Annotated in this window: 25 protein-coding genes and 1 pseudogene; 23 read left to right on the plus strand and 3 right to left on the minus strand. The window is 37.6% G+C overall.

Annotated features, from left to right (window positions below):
• The first annotated feature begins 93 nt into the window (after positions 1-93).
• Positions 94-891 (plus strand): phosphotransferase family protein, encoded by a 798-nt coding sequence (locus tag ACFVQC_RS01025; RefSeq protein ID WP_002145333.1) that lies wholly within the window; start codon positions 94-96, stop codon positions 889-891.
• Positions 892-894: 3 nt separating this feature from the next.
• On the opposite strand, the gene ACFVQC_RS01030 is transcribed toward ACFVQC_RS01025, so the two are convergent.
• Complete coding sequence (locus ACFVQC_RS01030; RefSeq protein ID WP_002112336.1) at positions 895-1,173, minus strand: YtzH-like family protein; 279 nt, start codon at positions 1,171-1,173, stop codon at positions 895-897.
• 232 nt (positions 1,174-1,405) lie between these two features.
• Here ACFVQC_RS01030 and trmB point away from each other — a divergent pair, with 232 nt between their 5' ends.
• Together trmB and ACFVQC_RS01040 are read left to right on the plus strand one after the other, a co-directional pair.
• Positions 1,406-2,059: a tRNA (guanosine(46)-N7)-methyltransferase TrmB gene (gene trmB, locus ACFVQC_RS01035; protein ID WP_377890859.1), complete on the plus strand. Its 654-nt coding sequence runs from the start codon at positions 1,406-1,408 to the stop codon at positions 2,057-2,059.
• A 70-nt stretch (positions 2,060-2,129) separates the two neighbouring features.
• Positions 2,130-2,984 carry a YtnP family quorum-quenching lactonase gene (locus tag ACFVQC_RS01040; protein WP_377890861.1) on the plus strand — a complete coding sequence of 285 codons (855 nt, stop codon included), beginning with the start codon at positions 2,130-2,132 and terminating at the stop codon, positions 2,982-2,984.
• Between the two features lie 175 nt (positions 2,985-3,159).
• Here ACFVQC_RS01040 and ACFVQC_RS01045 read toward each other — a convergent pair whose 3' ends face one another.
• Complete coding sequence (locus ACFVQC_RS01045) at positions 3,160-3,471, minus strand: PepSY domain-containing protein (RefSeq protein ID WP_377897226.1); 312 nt, start codon at positions 3,469-3,471, stop codon at positions 3,160-3,162.
• 148 nt (positions 3,472-3,619) lie between these two features.
• Here ACFVQC_RS01045 and ACFVQC_RS01050 point away from each other — a divergent pair, with 148 nt between their 5' ends.
• From ACFVQC_RS01050 to ACFVQC_RS01130, 17 genes are all read left to right on the plus strand, one after another.
• Positions 3,620-4,693, plus strand: a complete 1,074-nt coding sequence (locus ACFVQC_RS01050; RefSeq protein ID WP_377890863.1) for a M42 family metallopeptidase — start codon at positions 3,620-3,622, stop codon at positions 4,691-4,693.
• Between the two features lie 329 nt (positions 4,694-5,022).
• The gene (locus ACFVQC_RS01055; protein WP_002145339.1) at positions 5,023-5,532 is read left to right on the plus strand and encodes a DUF84 family protein; all 510 of its coding nucleotides are present in this window, start codon (positions 5,023-5,025) and stop codon (positions 5,530-5,532) included.
• A gap of 83 nt (positions 5,533-5,615) precedes the next feature.
• Positions 5,616-5,930, plus strand: a complete 315-nt coding sequence (locus ACFVQC_RS01060) for a thioredoxin family protein (RefSeq protein ID WP_002015619.1) — start codon at positions 5,616-5,618, stop codon at positions 5,928-5,930.
• Between the two features lie 79 nt (positions 5,931-6,009).
• Entirely contained in the window at positions 6,010-6,822 is an 813-nt protein-coding gene (locus tag ACFVQC_RS01065) for a DUF1444 domain-containing protein (protein WP_215572115.1), read from the plus strand.
• Positions 6,819-7,433: a YtpR family tRNA-binding protein gene (gene ytpR / locus ACFVQC_RS01070; RefSeq protein ID WP_002112328.1), complete on the plus strand. Its 615-nt coding sequence runs from the start codon at positions 6,819-6,821 to the stop codon at positions 7,431-7,433. Before ACFVQC_RS01065 ends, ytpR begins: the two co-directional genes overlap by 4 nt.
• Positions 7,434-7,577: 144 nt before the next feature.
• Complete coding sequence (locus tag ACFVQC_RS01075; protein ID WP_377890867.1) at positions 7,578-7,922, plus strand: thiamine transporter; 345 nt, start codon at positions 7,578-7,580, stop codon at positions 7,920-7,922.
• A gap of 40 nt (positions 7,923-7,962) precedes the next feature.
• Positions 7,963-8,919 carry an N-acetylmuramoyl-L-alanine amidase gene (locus tag ACFVQC_RS01080; RefSeq protein ID WP_377890869.1) on the plus strand — a complete coding sequence of 319 codons (957 nt, stop codon included), beginning with the start codon at positions 7,963-7,965 and terminating at the stop codon, positions 8,917-8,919.
• Between the two features lie 157 nt (positions 8,920-9,076).
• Positions 9,077-12,901, plus strand: coding sequence for a DNA translocase FtsK (locus ACFVQC_RS01085; RefSeq protein WP_377897228.1), 3,825 nt, complete (start codon positions 9,077-9,079; stop codon positions 12,899-12,901).
• Positions 12,902-12,962: 61 nt separating this feature from the next.
• The gene (locus tag ACFVQC_RS01090) at positions 12,963-14,081 is read left to right on the plus strand and encodes a nicotinate phosphoribosyltransferase (protein ID WP_377890873.1); all 1,119 of its coding nucleotides are present in this window, start codon (positions 12,963-12,965) and stop codon (positions 14,079-14,081) included.
• A gap of 251 nt (positions 14,082-14,332) precedes the next feature.
• Complete coding sequence (murC, locus tag ACFVQC_RS01095; RefSeq protein ID WP_377897229.1) at positions 14,333-15,643, plus strand: UDP-N-acetylmuramate--L-alanine ligase; 1,311 nt, start codon at positions 14,333-14,335, stop codon at positions 15,641-15,643.
• Between the two features lie 120 nt (positions 15,644-15,763).
• On the plus strand, positions 15,764-16,177 hold the full coding sequence (locus ACFVQC_RS01100) for a MerR family transcriptional regulator (RefSeq protein ID WP_377897231.1): 414 nt from the start codon (positions 15,764-15,766) through the stop codon (positions 16,175-16,177).
• The gene (locus ACFVQC_RS01105) at positions 16,167-17,072 is read left to right on the plus strand and encodes a DMT family transporter (RefSeq protein WP_377897233.1); all 906 of its coding nucleotides are present in this window, start codon (positions 16,167-16,169) and stop codon (positions 17,070-17,072) included. The genes ACFVQC_RS01100 and ACFVQC_RS01105 overlap by 11 nt, the downstream gene beginning before the upstream one ends.
• Before the next feature lie 55 nt (positions 17,073-17,127).
• Positions 17,128-17,676, plus strand: a complete 549-nt coding sequence (locus ACFVQC_RS01110; protein ID WP_377897234.1) for a GNAT family N-acetyltransferase — start codon at positions 17,128-17,130, stop codon at positions 17,674-17,676.
• Entirely contained in the window at positions 17,673-18,164 is a 492-nt protein-coding gene (locus tag ACFVQC_RS01115) for a GNAT family N-acetyltransferase (protein ID WP_377897235.1), read from the plus strand. Before ACFVQC_RS01110 ends, ACFVQC_RS01115 begins: the two co-directional genes overlap by 4 nt.
• Positions 18,165-18,241: 77 nt before the next feature.
• Positions 18,242-18,646 carry a PH domain-containing protein gene (locus ACFVQC_RS01120; RefSeq protein ID WP_377897237.1) on the plus strand — a complete coding sequence of 135 codons (405 nt, stop codon included), beginning with the start codon at positions 18,242-18,244 and terminating at the stop codon, positions 18,644-18,646.
• Complete coding sequence (locus tag ACFVQC_RS01125; protein WP_377897239.1) at positions 18,643-18,825, plus strand: hypothetical protein; 183 nt, start codon at positions 18,643-18,645, stop codon at positions 18,823-18,825. The genes ACFVQC_RS01120 and ACFVQC_RS01125 overlap by 4 nt, the downstream gene beginning before the upstream one ends.
• Before the next feature lie 16 nt (positions 18,826-18,841).
• Entirely contained in the window at positions 18,842-19,288 is a 447-nt protein-coding gene (locus tag ACFVQC_RS01130; protein ID WP_377897240.1) for a hypothetical protein, read from the plus strand.
• Positions 19,289-19,327: 39 nt separating this feature from the next.
• Here ACFVQC_RS01130 and ACFVQC_RS01135 read toward each other — a convergent pair whose 3' ends face one another.
• Complete coding sequence (locus ACFVQC_RS01135) at positions 19,328-20,443, minus strand: aminopeptidase (protein ID WP_002034367.1); 1,116 nt, start codon at positions 20,441-20,443, stop codon at positions 19,328-19,330.
• Between the two features lie 187 nt (positions 20,444-20,630).
• On the opposite strand from ACFVQC_RS01135, the pseudogene ACFVQC_RS01140 reads away from it, so the two are divergent.
• The 3 genes and pseudogenes from ACFVQC_RS01140 to ytxJ all read left to right on the plus strand — a co-directional run.
• Positions 20,631-20,900, plus strand: a pseudogene (locus ACFVQC_RS01140) (DUF948 domain-containing protein); the annotation flags it as partial.
• A gap of 172 nt (positions 20,901-21,072) precedes the next feature.
• Positions 21,073-21,129, plus strand: coding sequence for a hypothetical protein (locus ACFVQC_RS01145; RefSeq protein WP_377892591.1), 57 nt, complete (start codon positions 21,073-21,075; stop codon positions 21,127-21,129).
• A 13-nt stretch (positions 21,130-21,142) separates the two neighbouring features.
• On the plus strand, positions 21,143-21,469 hold the full coding sequence (gene ytxJ, locus ACFVQC_RS01150; protein ID WP_002145356.1) for a bacillithiol system redox-active protein YtxJ: 327 nt from the start codon (positions 21,143-21,145) through the stop codon (positions 21,467-21,469).
• The last annotated feature ends 79 nt before the right edge of the window (positions 21,470-21,548 follow it).

Below are 21,548 nucleotides of genomic sequence, written 5' to 3' on the forward strand. Positions count from 1 at the left end.
AAATACAGTAAAATATATGAATCCACAACATGTGTAGAAATGTTGCGGTTTTTCTTTTCATAACTATAAAAGATAAGGATTTGTTAACGGGTAATGAATATGGAATGGTTGGAACAATTATTAGGAAAAGAGTGGAGTCTTATACCGGCTGGTGGAGTAACGGGCGATGCATATATTGCGCAAAACGGACAACAAAAGTTATTTTTAAAGCGGAATACATCGCCCTTTTTAGCGGTATTGTCAGCAGAAGGAATTGTTCCAAAATTACTTTGGACAAGAAGGGTAACGAACGGTGATGTAATTTCTGCTCAAAAATGGCTTCCGGGACAGAAGTTAGAGCAAGAGGATATGAAACTAGAACGTGTTGCGAAACTTTTGAAGAAAATACACTCCTCTAAAGCGCTTGTGCAGATGATTCAAAGGCTAGGAAAGCAGCCGCTTCATGCGCAAGAGTTATTACAACAATTACAGCTCGTTTTAAGAGGAGATATAAGAGTTGATGAAACAATTCAGCAAGGTCTTCAATATTTAACGGAGTCATTAAAAGATGTTGAGTACAATGAATTCGTTGTATGCCATTGTGATGTAAACCATAACAATTGGATATTGTCGGATGAAGATGAATTGTTTTTAATTGATTGGGATGGAGCTGTTATTGCTGACCCAGCTTTAGATCTTGGTATGTTATTATATTGGTATGTTCCGCGCCATGAATGGAGTGAGTGGCTCGGATATTATGAGGTTGAACTAGATGAATCATTGCTTAGGCGTATGAGATGGTATGTGATAGCACAAACGATTTTATCTATTCAATGGCACACAACAAAAAAGCAGCAAGCAGAAGCGAAATATTGGCACCAATATTTACAGCAACTACTTGCTTCAGAATAATACTTAAGAAAAATTGTCCATTCCAGCAATCCACTGAGTAAGTTGTTCTTGATTATTGGAAATATGGTTGTCCAAATTAGAGGAAGATTTACCCGATTGACTATAAGAATATACATCGTTTAGCATTGCTTTAGCGTCACTACTTATACTATCGTTTGCGAGTAACGATTGAATGAGGCGCTCTAATTGCTCGCATTCAGAAACTGTCCCGCAGCAATCACTTTGATGATTGATTAAAATATCTTTTAACACTTCTAATTGATGCTGTTGATTAATTGGCATGAACGGTTCATCCTTTCGAGTGTTTTTCTCTCCCTAGAAATGTAAGAGAAAAAGCTGTTTCGTCATGGAATGTTTAATGCTTTATGTAGTTTTTATCAAAATGGTACATCTTATACTTGAAAGAAACGGACCGAGTGCTCGTACGTACTTGGTTTTTTGTTTGATAGATTGATTAAAACAGAAAGAAGGAATTTTTCCTTTAAAATAGTTTTGTAAAGAGAGGGAGACATCTATGCGTTTAAGACATAAGCCTTATGCAATGGATCGAATTAATGAGTATTCACATATCGTAATTGGAAACCCAGAGGAGAGCGCTGGTAACTGGAAAGAAATATTTGGAAATGAACAGCCGATTCATATTGAAGTAGGTACAGGACGTGGACGCTTTATGTATGATATGGCAAAAGCAAATCCACATATAAACTATATTGGAATTGAAAAATTCACAAGTGTTGTTGTAGATGCACTTGATAAATTAATTGAAGAAGAAGTACCGAACTTAAAGTTAATTAATAAAGATGCTGAAGATTTAACAGTTTTCTTTGCGAAAGGTGAAATTGACCGCGTTTATTTAAACTTCTCAGATCCATGGCCGAAGAATCGTCATACGAAGCGTCGTTTAACGTATAAAGCATTTTTACGCAATTATGAAGAAGTGCTAGTAGATGGCGGAGAAATTCATTTCAAAACTGATAACCAAAGCTTATTTGAATATTCTCTTATGAGTATGGCTGAGTATGGTATGTTATTAACTTACCTTAGCCTAGATCTTCATAATAGTGATTATGAAGGAAACATTATGACAGAATACGAAGAGAAATTCTCTAGTAAAGGTCATCGTATTTACCGAGTTGAAGCAAAATATCGTACGGAGCCTATGCAGTAATGCATAGGTTTTTTATATGAAAAATAATCGGAATATTATGTTAAAATTAAATAAAAAAGGGGGATGGGATATGGAACAGTTACAAATTGGAAATATAAAAGTGACGTGGCTAAAAGGTGGGAATACACATTTAGATGGAGGCGCGATGTTTGGAGTTGTGCCAAAAGTACTTTGGTCACGTAAATATAAACATAATGATACAAATCATATTTATTTGCGAACAGATCCGTTACTCTTGCAAACGAAAGAAGGAAACATGCTTATTGATTCAGGGATAGGGAACGGTAAATTGAATGAGAAAATGAAGCGGAATCAAGGTGTAACAGAAGAATCATCAGTTATGGAATCTTTAGAAAAACTGGGACTGCAGACTGAAGATATTCATTACGTCTTAATGACACATCTCCATTTTGACCATGCATCTGGTTTAACAAAATGGGAAGGTGACCAACTTGTGCCGGCGTTTCCGAATGCGAAAATTTACGTAAGTGAAACAGAATGGAATGAGATGAGGAACCCTAATATTAGATCACGTAATACATATTGGAAGGGAAATTGGGAGCCAATTGTAGATCAAGTTGTTACGTTCCAACAAGAATTAGACATTACAGATGAAATAAAAATGGCGCATACGGGCGGTCATAGTGATGGACATGCAGTTATCGCTTTGGAAAGTCAAGGTGAAACGATGCTTCACTTAGCGGATCTATTGCCGACGCACGCACATCAAAATGTACTATGGGTAATGGCCTATGATGATTATCCGATGACATCAATTGAAAATAAGCAAAAGTGGATGGAATATGGTGCTGAAAAAGAGGCGTGGTTTACGTTTTATCATGACGCATATTATCGTGCGGTGAAGTGGAATGAGGAAGGGCATATTGTAGAAAAAATAGAGAGAAAAACGAGTGTAGAAGCTTAAAAAAGAGGAGATTGTTCAAAAATATTTGTTGGAACAGCCGCCTCTTATTATTGATCGATATTATTATCAGATTTTGTCGGTAAATCGATATATTTAAAAAATCGCCGATATAATTTTAATTACTATCGGCGATTTTCAAAAAAAAAAGAGGTTCACCTAACGGGAAACCTCCTTTTTATGCTGCTATAACTTCTAAGACAGTACCTGTTTTAGCATCAACTAAAAATTCAAATCGTTCTTGTATATCATCTAACATCGTTGTAAGACCGCCGCGATAAACTTCGTACGCGACATCATATTTTTCAAATGTCTCTGGAACCATATGTACCCAAGAGCCAGTAATTTCACCTTTATGACTTAATGCTCGTTTCACCATTTTCAATGCTTTTTCTGAAGAAATATGGGATTGTTCTTGTACTTTGTTTGCAACGAAATAACCAGCTGCGAACCCAACGCCAAGACCTGTGACTAAACCTTTCCAGCTCATATATTCACCTCAATTCTGTAAAATAAAAATAGTGTACCAATAATAATTATAATGCAAATGCAACTAAAAAAGAAGAAACTAGAAACATTTCGAAAATTTCGTTACAATAAAAGAGGTATTCTACTAAGGTTTGAAAGAAGGGGACTTCGTGAATAAAGAGACATTACAATTATTTCGTACGTTAACAGAATTACAAGGTGCATCAGGTTTTGAACATGATGTGCGCCGTTTTATGAAGCAAGAATTAAGCAAATATGCTGATGGAATTGTGCAAGACGGTTTAGGTAGCGTATTTGGTCTGAAAAAAGGGGACGAAACTGGCCCGCGCGTTCTTGTAGCAGGTCATATGGATGAAGTAGGTTTCATGGTTACGCAAATTACGAAAAATGGGATGCTTCGTTTTCAAACGTTAGGTGGCTGGTGGAGCCAAGTACTATTAGCTCAGCGTGTACAAGTTATGACGAAGAATGGTCCTGTTATTGGGGTTGTTGGTTCTATTCCGCCTCATTTATTAAGTGATGCGCAACGTGCAAAACCGATGGATATAAAAAATATGTTAATTGATATAGGTGCAGATAGTTATGAAGATGCGATTGAAATTGGCATAAAGCCAGGGCAACAAATCGTGCCAATCTGTCCATTCACGCCGATGGCAAATGAGAAGAAAATTATGGCGAAAGCTTGGGACAACCGCTATGGGTGTGGTCTTGCTATCGAATTGCTAAAAGAATTAAAAGATGAAACATTACCAAACACATTATACTCTGGTGCGACTGTACAAGAAGAAGTAGGTCTTCGCGGAGCACAAACTGCTGCAAATATGATTCAACCAGATATTTTCTATGCGCTTGATGCAAGTCCAGCAAACGATGCATCTGGTGATAAGACGCAGTTCGGTCAATTAGGAAAAGGCGCTCTTCTTCGCATTTATGACCGCACAATGGTAACACATAGAGGAATGCGCGAATTCATTTTAGATACAGCAGAAACACATAACATTCCGTACCAATACTTTATTTCACAAGGTGGTACAGATGCGGGCCGTGTACATACAAGTAACTCTGGTATCCCATCAGCAGTAATTGGTGTTTGTGCACGCTACATTCATACACATGCTTCTATTTTACATGTTGATGATTATGCGGCAGCGAAGGAATTAATTACGAAGCTTGTGAGAGCGACGGACAAAACGACGTTAGAGACAATTAAGAATAACGCGTAGAAAGGAAGGGGGAAAAACCCCTTCTTTTTTTAGGTTAAATAGATGACCCAGCGATGAATGGGAGCGGTCAGTGCCTAGTTGGTGCTCGAGCGATGTATTAAGACCGCGGGTAGGAAGAGAGAGGAAGGCTGTTTTTGGAAAACCTTTTCTTTTTTTAGGTTGAATAGATGACCCAGCGATGTGTGGTGGCGGTTAGTGCTTAATTGGTGCTTACTCCGAATAGATAGTGAGAGTATGATCTATTTTAACGTTCGAGTCCCGAAGTTGTGAAAGTGAAAAGTTTGAATGTAGAAGGAATATGAGTGTGAATTTATATAGAGGTGAATGAAATGAAGGTAGTAGTTGGATCGAAGAATAAAACGAAAGTTGGGGCTGTGGAGAAGGTTTGGAAAGATGCTGAAATTACATCTCTTTCTGTTCCATCAGGAGTAGCAAACCAGCCTTTTTCAGATGAAGAGACGATGCAAGGAGCAGTAAATAGAGCGAAGAGAGCATTGCAGGAAGGTGCAGCTCATATCGGCATTGGGCTAGAAGGTGGCGTTATGAAAACGGAGCATGGGTTATTTATGTGTAACTGGGGCGCTTTAGCGACGATTGACGGTAAAACATTTGTTGCGGGTGGGGCACGTATTAAGTTACCAGACGATTTTTTAGCACCGCTTGAAGAAGGAAAAGAGCTAAGTGAAGTGATGGAAGAGTTTGTAGAGCGAAAAGATATTCGTAGTCACGAAGGTGCTATCGGTATTTTTACAGATGATTATGTCGATCGAACGGAATTATTTGTACACGTTGTTAAGTTACTTGTTGGGCAATATAAGTATGATGAAAAGCAAGCATAAACCTTGCACCATGCGCGATGTATGGTAGTATAAAGAAAAGATTATAGTGTGAAAAAGTGCACTCGTTAGAGGAGGAAATATAGATGAAATCATTAGAAAGCATGGAACAATTCCAAGAATTAAAAAATGAAGAGAATGTAGTCTTCATGTTCTCAGCAGAATGGTGCCCAGATTGCCGTTTCGTTGATCCATTTATGCCAGAAGTAGAAGAGAAGTATAGTGATTTCTCATTTTACTATGTAGATCGTGATGAGTTTATTGATCTATGCGTGAAAGTAGACGTATTTGGCATTCCAAGCTTTGTAGCGTACAATAAAGGTGAAGAAACTGGACGCTATGTAAATAAAGATCGTAAAACACAAGAGCAAATCGAAGAGTTTATTGAAGGTTTAAAATAAGACAATTAGCCAATTGAATTGTAAAAACAACCTCTACCTTCGCGGGGGAGGTTATTTTTTTGGAAGGGAGGAAAAAGAGATGAAAATGACAAGTAAAAAGATGAAAGACGAGTTAATGAAGAAATTATCTCGACCAGAATGGGACTTTCATTATGATAGCGAGAAAGAAGTTCTTCGTATTGAACAAACAGACTCGAAAAAAGGTATTAACGTATCACTTCCAGGAGTAGTTGCAAAATGGGAAGTGAACAAAGAAAAAGCGATTGAAGAGGTCGCTTATTACGTACAAGAAGCGCTAATTGCAATGCATAAAGAAGAAAATAGCACGGCGAAAATTTTACCTGTTATTCGCTCTACTTCTTTCCCGAAACAATCAGAAGAAGGAAATCCGTTTATTATGACGGACCATACGGCGGAAACACGTATTTACTATGCGCTAGATTCTAATAAAACGTATCGATTAATTGATGAGCGCTTATTGCAAAAATTAGAGCTTACAGAGGAACAAGTACGTGAAATGGCATTATTTAATGCTCGCTCATTAGGCTATGAATTTAATCAGGACACAGTAGCAGGTAATACATTCTACTTTTTAAACACAAATGATGGATACGATGCGAGTCGTATTTTAAACGAATCGTTACTACACTCGATGCGTGAAAAGATCTCTGGTGATATGGTTGTTGCAGTTCCTCACCAAGATGTATTAATTATTGCTGATATCGTCAACGAAATCGGTTATGATATTATTGCACAAATGACAATGAAATTTTTTGCCGAAGGGCATGTTCCGATTACATCACTTTCATTCGTATATGAAGATGGGGACTTTGAACCAATCTTTATTTTAGCGAAGAATCGGAAGAAGACAGATGGAAAAGAGAAAGGATGAACGAAGTGAACGTTTTTTACAACCTTGAAGGAATTGGTGACACTTTAATTGTTACCTTACAAGATATTACTTTAGAAAACCGTACATTTGACCGCAAAGGAGATGTTGCTCGCGTTTATGATCGTGAAAGCAACGTAACAGGAGGATTCAACATCTTTAATGCGTCTTCTTATGTAGAAGTAACAGACAACGGAAACGTTACATTAACGAAAGAGTTTGTTGAAAAAATTAACGACATTTTAGCAAAGAACGGCTTTGAAGAAAAAGTAGAAGCTGACTTCACGCCGAAATTTGTTGTAGGCTATGTAGCTGAAAAAGAAAAGCATCCAAATGCTGATAAATTAAACATCTGTACAGTAGAAATCGGTACAGAAACATTACAAATCGTTTGTGGTGCACCAAACGTTGATGCAGGACAAAAAGTTGTCGTTGCAAAAATCGGTGCGGTAATGCCAAGCGGTATGTTAATTAAACCAGCTGAACTTCGCGGTGTTCCTTCTTCTGGAATGATTTGCTCTGCACGTGAATTAGAGCTTCCAGATGCTCCAGAAGAAAAAGGTATTCTTGTATTAGAGGATAGCTTTGAAGTTGGACAAGAGTTTAAATTTTAATTGATATTAGAAAAGTAGTCTCGCATACGTGAGGCTATTTTTTTTGTGCGGAACTCCTAGCATTGTAACGTTTCCTCTCAAAATCTATATTGTATTTTAAAAATAGATTAGGTAAAATTTAGAAAAATAGAAGGGGGTAGACGTATGAAACAACAACTAAAAATCGCAGAACTTCTGAAACGAATTGAAACTTCAAAACAACAAGATATCGAATTAGGCTCCTATGAAATATATGTTTTTAGCGAAAGTGAATTAGAAAATGGACAAATCAGTTACCGATATGATAAACATAAAAATTCATTAATAAGTAAAGAAAATGGAAGATGGCAAGAAGGATGGATTGTGATTGGATATGAAACAGATATGGGCGATCCAGTTTTCGTGAACGTTGATGATGACGCGTATCCGGTTTATACGGCAGAGCGCGGTACAGAAACGTGGCAGCCAGTTTATATTGGAAATATGGATGAGGTTATAAAACAATTATAAGAAGAACTTTGAGTCCGGTGCAAAGTGAGGGGAGAGAAATATGAAGTATATAAAAATAATGAGCATGATTGCATTCATTGGAATATACATGGGAGGTTGCTCACAAGAACAACCGAAAAAAGAAACACCATCTTCTACACAAGAAAAAAACAAAGCTAACAAAGAAGACGCACCGGTAGAAAAGCAGCAAGTAGAACAAGAAAAGAAAGAAGAACCGCAAGCAATTCAAACGAATGAGCAAGTTGAACTTAAGCAGGAGGAAGTGTCGGCCAAAGAAAAGACAGAGGAAATCCCGCCGGCGCAGGTGACTGAACAGCCCGTACAAAATAATGAACAAAAAGTAGAGAGTAAGGAGAAACAAGAAAAGTTTCTCGTCGTTATTGATCCAGGGCATCAACAAAAAGCGAATTTAAATTTAGAGCCAATTGGTCCAGGAGCAACTACGCAAAAATATAAAGTAACAGACGGAACAGCGGGAGTTGTAACGAAAAAGAGGGAATCAGTTCTTGTATTAGAGATGGCTTTTATATTGAAAGAAAAACTGGAAGCAAAAGGTATACAAGTATTGATGACGAGAACGTCACATGAGGTTGATATAAGTAATAAGGAACGAGCGACATTCGCGAATGATCATAAGGCGAATTTATTTTTACGTCTTCACGCGGACGGTTCTGAAAATCCAAACCAAAGTGGGTTCGCTGTATTGACGCCAGCAGAAGGAAATCAATATACGAAAGAAATCTATGCTGAAAGTCTTCAAGTCTCTCAAACAATTGTAAATAAAATGAGGGGAAATCATCAGGTGAAAGTAAATGGAATTAAATTTCGAGATGACCTTTCTGGATTTAATTGGTCGAAAGTACCTGGAGTACTATTAGAACTCGGATTTATGTCAAACCCAGAAGAAGACAAAAAATTATCAGACCCACAGTATGTAAATTCTTTATTACAAAGCGTGACGGATAGTGTAGATGAATATCGGAAAAATAAAGCTTAAATTGCAGTCTTATATGGAAGGCTGCTTTTTTCTATATACAAAACACTCGTAAATTAGAATATTATGGATAAAGTTAATATGCTTAATTTTACCTGCACTTTTTTCCGAATGCTGATACAATAAAGGTTGTTACTATTTAGTAGAAAGAGTGGTAAGCATGTTAGATTGGATGAAAAAGCTGTTTAACAAAGAGGAAGAAAAAACAGCGATGAATAAAGAAGTACCAAAGCAAATTGTAAGTCAGCCGAAAATTCCTCGTGTAAACCACTACACTGAAGCAAGAGAAGCACAAATGGCAAGTCGGAATGCAGGGAAATGTCGTTTTCCACTAATACCAGATAATGGCTTCGATGAGGAGGATGTAAGAGAACTGCCTAACTTTGAAGAACAACCTATTCAAAGAGGAACATATGAAGAACAGCCTACTCAAAGAGGAACAAAAGTGGAAAGAAGCAGACGACCGTATGTGGAAACAGAAGCACCTACATATGAGGAACCGGAATTGCAATATGAACCGGAACCAGAGCCTGTCGTAAAAAAAGCATTCGTACCGTCGCAAGAAAGTAACCGTAGACCATTTCGTCCAACAGAAATGATTTCTCCAATTTATGGATATAACCGTCCTTCAGTAGAAACGAAGGTTGTGCAGGAGGAAGAAAAGGAAAGAGAAGATCTTGAAATATCTGTTGAAGGAAAAGCTGTTGTTGACGCATGGTTAGAGAAAAAAGGATATACATTATCTGACTTTTCGGAAGTTCTACAAGGGAGTTCATCAGTTAAGAACGGAGTGAACGAACGAAGTAATAAAGTAGAAGAAAAATCGGTTGTGGATGCATGGTTAGAGAAAAACGGTTACGAAGTTGAACGTCAAGCCCCTTCATTAGAAGAAAGCCTAAGTGATGATTTGCTTCATAAAACAGTAGGACAGCATGTGGAAGAAGAGGCTACAATTGTACAAGCCTTGAAGCAGGAGCAAGATGTAGTGGCGTTATCATCTACAGAAGATAACGAAGAAACTTTACAAGAAGAGTCAATAGATTCTAAAGTAGAGCGTGTGTATTCGATATTAGCAGAAGAAAATGAATGTAATACAGAAATAGAAGAAATTGTTGCTGAAGTTGCAGCAAATCAAGTCGAAGAAGAAACCTTAGAAGATGTAGTGATTGTAAAAGCAGATGAAAAGCTTGAAGAAACAATTACTATAGAAATACCAGATGCTTTTGAAGAAGAAGTTGTGGAGTTAGAAGAATCTGAGGAAGCAGAAGAAGATGCGGAGTTAGAAGAATCTGAGGAAGCAGAAGAGGTTGCGGAGTTAGAAGAATCTGAGGAAGCAGAAGAAGTTGTGGAATTAGAGGAATCTAAAGAAGCAGAAGAAGATGCGGAGTTAGAAGAATCTGAGGAAGCAGAAGAAGTTGTGGAATTAGAGGAATCTAAAGAAGCAGAAGAAGATGCGGAGTTAGAAGAACCTGAGGAAGCAGAAGAAGATGCGGAGTTAGAAGAACCTGAGGAAGCAGAAGAAGTTGTGGAATTAGAGGAATCTAAAGAAGCGGAAGAGGTTGCGGAGTTAGAAGAATCTGAGGAAGCAGAAGAGGTTGCGGAGTTAGAAGAACCTGAGGAAGCAGAAGAAGGTGCGGAGTTAGAAGAACCTGAGGAAGCAGAAGAAGATGCGGAGTTAGAAGAACCTGAGGAAGCAGAAGAAGATGCGGAGTTAGAAGAACCTGAGGAAGCAGAAGAAGATGCGGAGTTAGAGGAATCTAAGGAAGCAGAATCAGTTACGGAATTCGCATTAGAGGAAACACCGCAAGAAGAAGTAATTGAAGAAGCGATGAATACAGAGTCGTTAGAAAATATAGCAGTTGAAGAGCAACCAGTGATTTCTCAGCAAGAAACAATTGAGTTCATGGAAGAAAGTGAAGTATTCGTACCAGTTTCAGAAGCAGATGAGCAAACGAAGAAAGATGTTCAAAGCTTTGCGAATGTTTTAATTGAAGAAGCTGAAGAAAAGAAACAAGTTGTTGAAGAACAGCCTGCTGCACAAAAAGAAGAGCCGAAACGTGAGAAAAAGCGTAATGTTCCATTTAACGTTGTCATGTTAAAACAAGACAGAAAGAAGTTAATGGAAAGACATGCGGTACGAGCGAACGTAACGCAATCTACTGTCGGTGAACGAGTAACGGAAAAACCGATGCAGCAAGTAGTGGTAGAAACCCAAGTAGAAGAAAAACCGATGCAGCAAGTGGTAGTAGAAGCCCAAGCGGAAGAAAAGCCAATGCAGCAAGTAGTAGTAGAAGCTCAAGTGGAAGAAAAGCCAATGCAGCAAGTGGTAGTAGAAGCCCAAGCGGAAGAAAAGCCAATGCAGCAAGTGGTAGTAGAAGCTCAAGTAGAAGAAAAACCGATGCAGCAAATGGTAGTGGCACCACAAGTAGAAGAAAAACCGATGCAACAAGTAGTGGTGGCTGAACAAGTACAAGAGCCAATTTCAAGTACGGAAGTACAAGAGAAAGCATATGTTGTAAATCAAAAAGAGAACGATATGCGCAACGTACTACAAACGCCGCCGAAGTATGAGCTTCCGTCATTAACGTTGTTGTCGATTCCACAGCAGGCAGCATTAGATAATACGGAGTGGCTAGAAGAACAGGAAGAATTATTAAATACGACATTTAATAATTTCCATGTTGGAGCACATGTTATTAATGTGTCACAAGGGCCGGCGGTAACTCGTTTTGAAGTACAACCAGACCCAGGTGTGAAAGTAAATAAAATTACAAATTTAAGTGATGATATTAAGTTAAGTTTAGCTGCGAAAGATATTCGAATTGAAGCACCAATTCCAGGGAAGAGTGCAATTGGAATTGAAGTTCCGAACAAGGAAAGTAAGCCAGTATTCCTTCGTGAAATTTTAAGAAGTCCTGTATTTACAAAGAGTGAATCACCGCTTACAGTTGCGCTGGGGCTTGATATTTCAGGTGATCCAATTGTAACAGATATTCGAAAAATGCCACATGGACTTATTGCGGGTGCAACTGGTTCAGGGAAAAGTGTGTGCATTAACGCGATTTTAACGAGCATTTTATATAAAGCGAAGCCGCATGAAGTGAAGTTGATACTAATTGATCCGAAGATGGTTGAGCTGGCACCATACAATTCTGTTCCGCATCTTGTAGCACCTGTTATTACTGACGTAAAAGCAGCTACAGCTGCGTTAAAGTGGGCGGTTGAAGAGATGGAACGTCGTTATGAATTGTTTGCTCATGCTGGTGCTCGTGATTTAACTCGTTACAATACGATTGTAAGTGGGAGAGAAATCCCAGGTGAGACATTACCTTATATTGTAATCGTCATTGATGAGTTAGCGGACTTAATGATGGTTGCTCCTGGTGATGTTGAGGAAGCGATTTGTCGTATTGCACAAAAAGCTCGAGCTTGTGGTATTCACTTATTAGTTGCGACGCAGCGTCCATCTGTAGACGTTATTACAGGTTTAATTAAATCAAACATTCCAACGCGTATTTCATTTACGGTATCATCTCAAGTTGATTCGCGTACGATTATCGATATCGGGGGCGCGGAGAAATTACTTGGCCGTGGTGATATGCTATTTTTAGGAAACGGCACATCTAAACCAGTTCGTGTACAAGGTGTATACGTATCAGATGATGAGATTGAAAGAACAGTTGATCATGTGAAAAAGCAAATGAAGCCAAACTACTTATTTAAGCAAGAGGATTTATTAGCAAAATCAGAGCAGAGTGAGTCTGAAGATGAACTATTTTTTGATGCATGTCAATTTGTTGTAGAGCAAGGGGGAGCGTCCACATCTTCTGTACAGAGAAAATTCCGCATTGGTTATAATCGCGCGGCACGTCTAATTGAAGAGATGGAATCGCAAGGGATTATTTCTGAAGCCAGAGGAACGAAACCGAGAGATGTCCTTATTTCCGAGGATGAATTTGCCGCTATGCAGGAAACGAATGTATAGTAAACGGTTTTGCTGTATACTAAGAGAAAATGTTGGATAGTAAAGTAGGGAGTAAAGCGACATGAAAGAAATTGAATTAAAATTAAAAGGTGAAATAAATCGACTAACAAATAAAACATTTAAATTTGATGAACGTGTTGGAGAAGGCTGGTTCTCTGCCGTTTACTTTTTAAAAACTAGAGAAATCATTGAAGAATTTCGCCCGGAAAGTGTTGTGACAATGCAGTTTTTCCAAAAAGAACATTCAGTTCTTTGCGGAGCAGATGAGGTAATCGCATTGCTACAAACATTCGCCAAAAATCCTGAGAAATTAGAAATTCATTCTTTAAAGGATGGCGATAATATTAGTCCGTTTGAAACAGTTTTAACAATTCATGGCCCTTATGAATACTTCGGCTTTTTAGAAGGTGTAATTGATGGGATTTTGGCTCGTCGTACATCAGTTGCGACAAACGTATATAACGTTGTCCAAGCTGCACGTAGTGTAGATAAAGAAAAACCGGTTATTTTCATGGGAGATCGTGACGATCATTATACTCAACAAGCTGGTGACGGTTATGCGGCATACATCGGAGGTATGAGCGCGCAAGCGACGCATGCAATGAATGAATGGTGGGGCAGAAGTGGTATGGGGACGATGCCTCACGCTTTAATTCAAATGTTTAATGGTGATGTTGTTGAAGCAGCAAAAGCATATCATAAAAAATTTCCAGAAGATGAATTAGTCGTACTAATTGATTACAACAATGATGTCATTACAGATGCACTTCGCGTAGCGCGTGAATTTGGATCAACATTAAAAGGTGTACGTGTGGATACGTCTCGTACAATGATTGATCAATATTTCATTCGTCATCCAGAAGTACTTGGAACATTCGATCCGCGTGGTGTAAATCCATCACTTGTATTTGCTCTTCGTAAGGCTCTTGATGAGGAAGGTTTCCAACATGTAGATATCGTTGTAACTGGTGGGTTTGATGAGAAACGTATTCGTGAATTTGAAGCTCAAAATGTTCCTGTCGATATATACGGAGTAGGAAGTAGCTTATTAAAAATGAATATTGGTTTTACTGGTGATAATGTAGAATTAGATGGAAAACCAGAAGCGAAAGCTGGTCGTAAATACCGTCCAAATCCACGTCTAGAGCGTGTTCAATTAGAAACAAAAGAAGATATGTAAAAGCGAGAAAAACTGATAGGTGATTGACCCTATCAGTTTTTCTGTTATCATAGTATAGCGGCTTGTTTTTTGCTATAATAAATGTGTTATGGACATAAAAAAAGTACGTACGAGTTTATCACTGATAAGTGAATATAAAAAGAAATTCACTGCATCAGAAATGTATGATGATTACCAAAATAAGAAAAGATTCATATACTGTCTTATAGATAGGCCGTTGTATTAGTTCGAAATGTTGGAGGTTCTTTAAGATGACAGTTTACCATTTTGTAGGAATTAAAGGAACAGGAATGAGTTCATTAGCACAAATTCTTCATGACATGAAGCATACTGTTCAAGGGTCTGATTATGAAAAGCGTTTCTTTACACAAACAGCATTGGAAAAGCGTGGTATTTCCATCCTTCCTTTTGATAAAAATAATATTAAAGAAGGACAAGTGATTATCGCGGGAAACGCATTTCCTGATACGCATGAAGAAATCGTAGCAGCAAAAGAATTAAATATCCCAGTACATCGTTATCATCACTTCTTAGGTGATCTTATGAATCAGTACACAAGTGTTGCAGTAACTGGTGCACATGGAAAAACATCAACTACAGGTTTGTTAGCCCATGTAATGCAAGGCGCACACCCAACATCTTACCTTATTGGAGATGGAACTGGGCATGGGGTAGAAAATAGTAAGTATTTTGTATTTGAAGCTTGTGAGTATCGTCGTCATTTCTTGTCTTACTATCCAGACTATGCAATTATGACAAATATTGATTTCGATCATCCAGATTATTTTTCAGACATCAATGATGTATTTAATGCATTCCAAGAGATGGCATTGCAAGTGAAAAAAGGTATTATTGCATGTGGTGATGATGAAGAACTTCAAAAAATTCAAGCGAAAGTACCTGTTATTTTCTATGGATTTGGAGAAGATAATGATTTCCAAGCACGTAACATTCAAAAGAGAACTGATGGTACTATATTCGATGTATTCGTTCGTAATACGTATTATGACACGTTCAAAATTACAGGATACGGCGATCACAGCGTATTAAATGCATTAGCAGTTATCGCGCTTTGCCATTACGAAGACGTTGATGTAGAAGCGGTTAAACATCAACTAACAACATTTGAAGGTGTTAAACGTCGCTTTAATGAAAAACCGATGGGAGAGCAAGTTATCATTGATGACTATGCACACCATCCGACAGAAATTAATGCAACGATTGAAGCAGCTCGTCAAAAACATCCAGAGCGTGAAGTTGTCGCTGTATTCCAGCCACATACATTCTCACGTACAGAAAAATTCTTAGATGAGTTTGCAGAAAGCCTAAGCAAAGCTGACCAAGTATACTTATGTGATATTTTCGGATCGGCGCGCGAAAACAAAGGTGAATTAACAATTGAAGATCTGCAAAAACGTATCGATGGCGCAGAGCTGATTACAGATACAACAACAGAGGTATTAAAGAAACATAAAAACGGCGTTCTTATTTTCATGGGCGCAGGTGACATCCAAAAATTCGAAGCAGCTTACGTAAAAGAAGTTCAAGTTGCAGAGAAGTAAGAAGAAAGACGCATAGCTATGGCTATGCGTCTTTTTGTTGTGTTCGATTTTTATTTATGTATTGACCTGGAGTTAACTCTAGGTTGTAAGATAAACATGTGAAAACAAGGGGGAGAGAATATGTATAAAATCGGTGAAGTAGCAGAGTTAACGGGGATGGGTATTCACACTTTGCGCTATTATGAGAAATTAGGCTTATTACCACCACCAACGCGAAATAGTGGTATTCGGCAGTATACAGAAGGAGATGTACGTTTATTAAAGTTTTTATATTCATTAAAGCAAACCGGCATGTCATTAGAGGAGATGGCCGAGTTTGCAAGTGACGGATGCATTATAGAGGAGATTAGACAGAGAAAAGAGGAAGTACCTGCGAAAGTGAAAAAGAGGATTTCAATTTTAACCACACACTTAGGTCGTTTAAAGGAACAGCAGGAGCAATTGCAAAAAGTCGTCGAGTTAACAGAGGGGAAATTAGAAATTTATTACGGCTTTCTGGAAGGGAAAGATGTGGAGGGTGACAATGAAAAATAAAGTGTATGCTCAGTTATTAGGGTTTGCGATTTTCACTGGTGGGACATTTAACGCTTCGAAATATGCTGTACAATATTTCGGGGCGATTCATATAGCGGCATGGCGTTTTGGAATTGCTGCACTTGTGATGTTATGTCTTTTAAAAATACGGAAAGATTTTGAGTTAGAAGTATGGAAACAGAATAGTGCTTATTATCTTTTGCTTGGTATAGTTGGTGTATTCGGCTTTAACTTCTTTTTCTTTTTAGGAATGAAACATACAGAAGTAATTAATGGAGCGCTTATTATGGCGACAAATCCACTTGTTACGACGTTATTAGCAAGTGTAATTTTACGAGAGAAAATAGTGAAGCGCCAAGCGATTGGAATGTTACTTGCACTACTTGGTGTTGTCTTTGTCCTTACACAAGGTTCGTTTGCAATACTACAAAATTTATCGTTTTCAAAAGGCGATTTATATATTTTATTAGGGAATATTTGCTGGGCACTATACGGCGTATTAAGTAGAAGATTTATTAAGACGGGTAGTCCAATACAAACGACGACATATACGATGATTATTGGGGCACTTGCTTTTATTATGATATCTTTCACGCAAAAGAGTGTAGTACCAGTGTTAGAAATCCCTCTATTAGCTTGGATATCTATCATCTTTATGGCAATTGGAATGAGTGTGCTTGGTTACTTATGGTGGAATAATGGAATCGCTCAAATTGGTGCAGCGAGAACATCTCTATTCTTTAATCTAGTGCCTGTTGTTACTATAATTATTTCTTTTATAGAAGGAGTAAATATAACTGTCGCACAATGTGTAGGTATGATATTAGTGATTACGGGAGTATTGTGTTCTTCAGGTTTTATACAGATAAAATCAAAAGAAAGTGTGAATATTTAACATTTTTTATCCGGAGGTGTTAGAATAATAAGAAAACTAAAAGGGGCTAAAAAACATGTTCACACTCCGAGTAGATGACGAAATCGAACTACAACTATTAGAAAAACATCATAAAGAGGAATTATATCAATTATTGGATCAAAATCGTAATCATTTAAGAAGATGGCTCCCTTGGGTGGATGGGACGAAATCTGCTGATGCGTATGATGATATTTTTCCGATGTGGTTAAAGAAATTTGCAGAGGGAGACGGTTTTGAAAGTGGTATACGTTATAAAGGAAAGCTCGTTGGGATGGTGGGCATTCACCCGGTGAGCTGGGGAAAAAAAGCGACGAGTCTTGGATATTATCTTGCAGAAGATGCTGGTGGAAAAGGTATTATGACGCGAAGTGTGAAGACTGTGCTTCATTATGCATTTGAAAATTTGAAACTGAATAAAATTGAAATTCGTTGCGGTATTGAAAATGCGAAAAGCCGTGCAATTCCAGAGCGATTAGGTTTTAAGTTGGATGGGATTTTAAGAGAAGAAGAAGGGTTGTATGATCATTTTCAGGATATTGCTGTTTATAGTTTACTAGCTTCAGAATGGAAGGATATTCGATGAACGAGAAGATTTGTATTATTCCATATGAAAGTAAGTTCCAAGATGAAGTAGTAGATCTCATTGTTTATATTCAGCAAAAAGAGTACAATGTCCCAATTACGAAAGAAGAGCAGCCGGACTTACTAGAAATAGAAACGTTCTATCAAAGGGACAGCGGAAACTTTTGGGTAGCAACTTATGATGGTAAAGTAGTTGGAACGGTAGCTTTATTAGATATTGGGAAGCATCAAGTAGCGCTAAGAAAAATGTTCGTGAAGAAAGAGTTCCGCGGAAAAGAATGGGGTGCATCAAGTATGCTACTTCAAACAGCAATTTCTTGGGCGAAGGAAAAGAAATTGGAAGACATTTATTTAGGAACAACAGTTAAATTTCTAGCAGCACACCGTTTCTACGAAAAGAATGGTTTTCAAAGCGTGAGTATAGAAGAGTTGCCAAGAAGTTTTCCAGTGCTAGAGGTAGATAAGAAATTTTATAGATATATTATTTAAAAGGTCATTCATAAATGGCCTTTTTTTATGAACTAAAATGGAAAAAATGGTATAATTTAGTTAAGGGAGGTGTGTGTATGGATTTTCCAATTCAAAGAAGTAAGTCAGCGGTAATTTTCGTTAGTCTCACGTTAGCTTTTATGTTTGTATATCCAATTGTTGTGTTCTTTACAAGAAAAGGGGATTGGGCTCCAGCTCTAATTGGGATGGGATTATGTTTTATTGTAAATATCCCTCTCGTTTGGGAAATATTCATTAAAAAACATAAAGTAGAAAATGGTATTTTAAAATATGGAATTTTAAATGACGACGTTGTATTAAAAGATATAAGAGTTGTTCGTCAAGTTGGGAAATCCCTTGAAATTACGACGAATACATATAAAGTACATATGATTGCGATGCCGCAAGATATAACAAGTTTTTTGTCACTTGTTGAGAAAGAGAATCCACATGTGAAAATAGAAATGGTAGGTAAGAGATGAAATATGTAAAACTTTTGTTTTGTTTGGAAATTTTGTTTGTGCTTGTTGGTTGCACTAGAGTATATATTAAATGGGAATTGCCATTATATGTCCCAATATTAATAGGTACTATCGCAGTGACGCTTTTATTTTATTTTCATTTCCAGCAAACAAAAAGCGAGAAAAGTAGCTCCATATAAAGTAGGGGGATTAGAAATGAAAAAAATCTGTATGTTGTTTTTGTTTCTGCTAACCACATCTATTCTTTTAATAGGATGTAGTGCGAAGAAAGAGAAGTCTGATGTTAGCTTAGAAAAGGCACAAAAAATTGAAATAGAATCGCTTACTGATTCGAGTGATAAAAAAACAATTACCGATAAGAAAGAAATCACAAAGTTGTTTGAATCAATCAAAATGGATGAGTGGGAAATGGAATCGGCTCCTATGAATACTCCGCAAGGGAAAAAGTTTAAAATGTATCAAGAGGATACACCGAAATTGTTGGATTCGAGTAAAGATAAACAAGAGTTACATGAAATTGGTACGATGACAGTATATAAAGATGTCCCTTATGTTGAGGTTGAATTGAAAATTAATAAAATAAAAAATAAAAATAGTTTTAAAGTACCAGAAGATGTAGCTAAAAAATTATTAGAGTATTAATGAAAAAGCGCTCGGATAGAATTCCGAGCGCTTTTCATATTATTTTAAGTTCTCTGGGTTTAAAGCTTCTAGTTCAGTTACAACGAAGCGTCCGTCTTTACGGATTAGTACGTCGTCGAAGTAAATTTCGCCGCCGCCGTATTCAGGGCGCTGAATGCATACTAAATCCCAGTGGATGTTAGAGTTGTTGCCGTTCCATGCATCATCATAAGCCTGTCCAGGTGTGAAGTGGAAGCTGCCATCGATTTTTTCATCGAATAGAATGTCTCCCATTGGATGTAAGATGTATGGGTTTACGCCGATTGCGAACTCACCAACGTAGCGTGCGCCTTCGTCTGTATCGAAGATTTTGTTAATGCGCTCTGAATCGTTTGCAGTTGCGTCAACGATTTGGCCATTCTCGAATTTAAGTTGTACATTTTCAAATGTATAGCCGTTGTAAGGAGATGGTGTGTTGTAAGAAACTGTACCGTTAACAGAATCGCGAACTGGTGCAGAATATACTTCACCATCTGGAATGTTTAAATGACCTGAGCATTTAATTGCTGGAATGTCTTTAATAGAGAATGTTAAGTCAGTTCCAGGACCAGTTAAGCGAACCTTATCTGTTTTATTCATTAATGTAACAAGGCTATCCATTGCCTTATCCATTTTACCGTAATCTAAGTTACATACTTCGAAGTAGAAGTCTTCGAAAGCTTCTGTGCTCATTTTAGCAAGCTGTGCCATAGAAGCATTTGGGTAGCGAAGAACAACCCAGCGTGTTTTCGGAACACGAATGTCTCTATGAACCTTTTTACCAACTGTTTGGCCGTGAACTTTCATACGTTCACTTGGAACGTCGGCTTGTTCGTTAATGTTATCGCCAGAGCGAAGGCCAATGTAAGCATCCATATCTTTCATTACGCTCGCTTCATATGCAGCGATTTGTTCGAAATGTTCTTCAGTAGCACCCATTAATAAAGAGCGATCTACTTGATGATCTTTTAAAGAAACGAATGGGAAACCACCAGCTGCATATGCTTCTTTTACAAGTGCTGTTACAAGTTCTTTTTGTAAGCCAAAGTTTTCAATTAATACTTTCTCACCTTTTTGTAATCGGATAGAGTAGTTAATTAAATTGTATGCTAACTTTTCAATACGTGGATCTTTCATATGTAAAGCCTCCCTACTAATTATGTATCCTCACCTATTGTAACCTACTTAGTGGAATTTGTTGAATGATTTATGTTAAAGTTAACGAATAAGTATGAAAATTCTAATGAAAAGATAGGGATTAGAACGAAACGGAAAATGATTGTATAATAAGAGAAAGTATGAAAAAGATAAAGGAAGTGATGAAATGCAAGTTCTTTTATATGTAAGTGCGGCTATTATTGCAGTTGCTTTCGCTGTATTAGTAGTGTATGTATGTAGAACGTTGTTATCGGTTCAAAAGACGTTAGAAAATGTTGCAAGTACGTTAGAAGGTTTAGAAAAGCAAATGCAAGGAATAAGCGTAGAGACGGAGCAATTATTACATAAGACAAATGCGTTAGCTGATGATATTCAAAAGAAGTCACAGTCGCTAAATAAAGTAGTGGAAGGTGTAGATGGAATCGGAACGACGATCCACTCTTTAAATACGAAGCTTCGCAATGTTTCAGAGTCTGTTACAGACGAAATTGAAAATAATGCAGATAAAGTGGCACAAGTTGTACAGTGGAGCAGCGCAGCAATTGAAGTATACAATCATTACCGTGCTACGAGACAAGAGAAAAAGATTGAAAAAGAAGAGCGTAAACTTGAGAAAGCTGAGCAGAAGGATGAAAAGAGAGAGAAGCGCTCTAGACTTCGCATGAGAGGTGAGTAATGATGAGTATGATGAAGATTGAAACAATTGAAGAACTTGAAGCGTTAGTAGAAAAGAATGAGCCTTACGTTCTTTTTAAACATAGTACGACATGCCCAATTAGTCACGGTGCATATACAGAGTTTCAAGCGTATTGCGGTGAAGAAAGAGAAGTGCCAGCATACTACTTATACGTACAAGATGCGAGAGATGTTTCGAACCATGTTGCAGAGCAGTACAGCATTAAGCATGAATCTCCGCAAGTGCTATACATAAAAGATGGAATGGTAGTATGGCATACATCGCATTGGAATATTAAAAAAGAAGCTTTAGAAGAGAATGTAAAATAGGGGGAGGCAAGCGAAGGGCTTGCTTCTTTTTTATTTTGTTGCAATATATTTAATGGTACACTATAGATACATTAAAACT

This window comes from Bacillus sp. NPDC057893 (assembly GCF_042796455.1).
GTDB lineage: Bacteria > Bacillota > Bacilli > Bacillales > Bacillaceae_G > Bacillus_A.

Bases quoted from the DNA above. Each gene is read 5' to 3' on its own strand.
- ACFVQC_RS01025 (WP_002145333.1), top strand. From the start codon at position 94: ATGAATATGGAATGGTTGGAACAATTATTAGGAAAAGAGTGGAGTCTT.
- ACFVQC_RS01030 (WP_002112336.1), bottom strand. From the start codon at position 1,173: ATGCCAATTAATCAACAGCATCAATTAGAAGTGTTAAAAGATATTTTA.
- trmB (WP_377890859.1), top strand. From the start codon at position 1,406: ATGCGTTTAAGACATAAGCCTTATGCAATGGATCGAATTAATGAGTAT.
- ACFVQC_RS01040 (WP_377890861.1), top strand. From the start codon at position 2,130: ATGGAACAGTTACAAATTGGAAATATAAAAGTGACGTGGCTAAAAGGT.
- ACFVQC_RS01045 (WP_377897226.1), bottom strand. From the start codon at position 3,471: ATGAGCTGGAAAGGTTTAGTCACAGGTCTTGGCGTTGGGTTCGCAGCT.
- ACFVQC_RS01055 (WP_002145339.1), top strand. From the start codon at position 5,023: ATGAAGGTAGTAGTTGGATCGAAGAATAAAACGAAAGTTGGGGCTGTG.
- ACFVQC_RS01060 (WP_002015619.1), top strand. From the start codon at position 5,616: ATGAAATCATTAGAAAGCATGGAACAATTCCAAGAATTAAAAAATGAA.
- ACFVQC_RS01065 (WP_215572115.1), top strand. From the start codon at position 6,010: ATGAAAATGACAAGTAAAAAGATGAAAGACGAGTTAATGAAGAAATTA.
- ytpR (WP_002112328.1), top strand. From the start codon at position 6,819: ATGAACGAAGTGAACGTTTTTTACAACCTTGAAGGAATTGGTGACACT.
- ACFVQC_RS01075 (WP_377890867.1), top strand. From the start codon at position 7,578: ATGAAACAACAACTAAAAATCGCAGAACTTCTGAAACGAATTGAAACT.
- ACFVQC_RS01080 (WP_377890869.1), top strand. From the start codon at position 7,963: ATGAAGTATATAAAAATAATGAGCATGATTGCATTCATTGGAATATAC.
- ACFVQC_RS01085 (WP_377897228.1), top strand. From the start codon at position 9,077: ATGTTAGATTGGATGAAAAAGCTGTTTAACAAAGAGGAAGAAAAAACA.
- ACFVQC_RS01090 (WP_377890873.1), top strand. From the start codon at position 12,963: ATGAAAGAAATTGAATTAAAATTAAAAGGTGAAATAAATCGACTAACA.
- murC (WP_377897229.1), top strand. From the start codon at position 14,333: ATGACAGTTTACCATTTTGTAGGAATTAAAGGAACAGGAATGAGTTCA.
- ACFVQC_RS01100 (WP_377897231.1), top strand. From the start codon at position 15,764: ATGTATAAAATCGGTGAAGTAGCAGAGTTAACGGGGATGGGTATTCAC.
- ACFVQC_RS01105 (WP_377897233.1), top strand. From the start codon at position 16,167: ATGAAAAATAAAGTGTATGCTCAGTTATTAGGGTTTGCGATTTTCACT.
- ACFVQC_RS01110 (WP_377897234.1), top strand. From the start codon at position 17,128: ATGTTCACACTCCGAGTAGATGACGAAATCGAACTACAACTATTAGAA.
- ACFVQC_RS01115 (WP_377897235.1), top strand. From the start codon at position 17,673: ATGAACGAGAAGATTTGTATTATTCCATATGAAAGTAAGTTCCAAGAT.
- ACFVQC_RS01120 (WP_377897237.1), top strand. From the start codon at position 18,242: ATGGATTTTCCAATTCAAAGAAGTAAGTCAGCGGTAATTTTCGTTAGT.
- ACFVQC_RS01125 (WP_377897239.1), top strand. From the start codon at position 18,643: ATGAAATATGTAAAACTTTTGTTTTGTTTGGAAATTTTGTTTGTGCTT.
- ACFVQC_RS01130 (WP_377897240.1), top strand. From the start codon at position 18,842: ATGAAAAAAATCTGTATGTTGTTTTTGTTTCTGCTAACCACATCTATT.
- ACFVQC_RS01135 (WP_002034367.1), bottom strand. From the start codon at position 20,443: ATGAAAGATCCACGTATTGAAAAGTTAGCATACAATTTAATTAACTAC.
- ytxJ (WP_002145356.1), top strand. From the start codon at position 21,143: ATGAGTATGATGAAGATTGAAACAATTGAAGAACTTGAAGCGTTAGTA.